Source organism: Pseudoalteromonas sp. SG43-4, from assembly GCF_014164325.1.
In the GTDB taxonomy this organism is placed as follows: domain Bacteria; phylum Pseudomonadota; class Gammaproteobacteria; order Enterobacterales; family Alteromonadaceae; genus Pseudoalteromonas; species Pseudoalteromonas distincta.
The window spans coordinates 1516-3032 of the sequence record NZ_JACJFB010000039.1; the positions used below are offsets into that span (position 1 = coordinate 1516).

Consider the following 1517-nt stretch of genomic DNA (forward strand, 5'->3'; position numbering starts at 1 on the left):
CCAACCTACTCACTTTCACATGGACTACCAACGCCATGCTTGTTTAGCCTGCTCCGTCCCCCCATCGCAATTATATCGAGTACAGAAATATTAATCTGTTTCCCATCGACTACGCCTTTCGGCCTCGCCTTAGGGGTCGACTTACCCTACCCTGATTAACATGGGATAGGAACCCTTGGTCTTCCGGCGTGGGAGTTTTTCACTCCCATTATCGTTACTCATGTCAGCATTCGCACTTCTGATACGTCCAGCATACCTCCCGGTACACCTTCAACCGCTTACAGAACGCTCCCCTACCACTCAGAATAAATTCTGAATCCGCAGCTTCGGTGCATAGTTTAGCCCCGTTACATCTTCCGCGCAGACCGACTCGACCAGTGAGCTATTACGCTTTCTTTAAAGGATGGCTGCTTCTAAGCCAACCTCCTGGCTGTCTGGGCCTTTCCACATCGTTTCCCACTTAACTATGACTTTGGGACCTTAGCTGGCGGTCTGGGTTGTTTCCCTCTTCACGACGGACGTTAGCACCCGCCGTGTGTCTCCCGGATATTACTTTACGGTATTCGGAGTTTGCAAAGGGTTGGTAAGTCGGGATGACCCCCTAGCCTTAACAGTGCTCTACCCCCGTAAGTATTCGTCCGAGGCTCTACCTAAATAGATTTCGGGGAGAACCAGCTATCTCCCGGTTTGATTAGCCTTTCACTCCTAGCCACAGGTCATCCCCTAACTTTTCAACGTTAGTGGGTTCGGTCCTCCAGTTGATGTTACTCAACCTTCAACCTGCCCATGGCTAGATCACCGGGTTTCGGGTCTATACCTTGCAACTATTCGCCCAGTTAAGACTCGGTTTCCCTACGGCTACCCTATTCGGTTAACCTCGCTACAAAATATAAGTCGCTGACCCATTATACAAAAGGTACGCAGTCACCCAACAAGTGGGCTCCTACTGCTTGTACGTACACGGTTTCAGGTTCTATTTCACTCCCCTCACAGGGGTTCTTTTCGCCTTTCCCTCACGGTACTGGTTCACTATCGGTCAGTTGGGAGTATTTAGCCTTAGATGATGGTCCACCTATATTCAGTCAAAGTTTCACGTGCTCCGACCTACTCGATTTCACTTAAAATGTCTTTTCATGTACGGGACTATCACCCTGTATCGTGGCACTTTCCAGAGCCTTCCATTAACACATAATAAGCTTAAGGGCTGTTCCGATTTCGCTCGCCGCTACTTTCGGAATCTCGGTTGATTTCTTTTCCTACGGGTACTTAGATGTTTCAGTTCTCCGCGTTCGCCTCGTTAACCTATGTATTCAGTTAACGATACCTGCAAGCAGGTGGGTTTCCCCATTCGGAAATCCTAGTCTCAAGCGCTTTTTACTAGCTTGACTAGGCTTATCGCAAGTTAATACGTCCTTCATCGCCTCCAACTGCCAAGGCATCCACCGTGTACGCTTAGTCACTTAACCATACAACCCAAACGGGTCTTTGTTTTGTGACAGTTTAACTTCGCCAGAAGT

1 rRNA gene (running past one end of the window) is annotated in these 1517 nt (G+C 48.7%); it reads right to left on the reverse strand.

Features of this window, described 5'->3' with window-relative positions:
- Positions 1-1466 (reverse strand): 23S ribosomal RNA (locus H5160_RS20310) (it extends 1469 nt beyond the left edge of the window).
- Positions 1467-1517 lie beyond the last annotated feature (51 nt).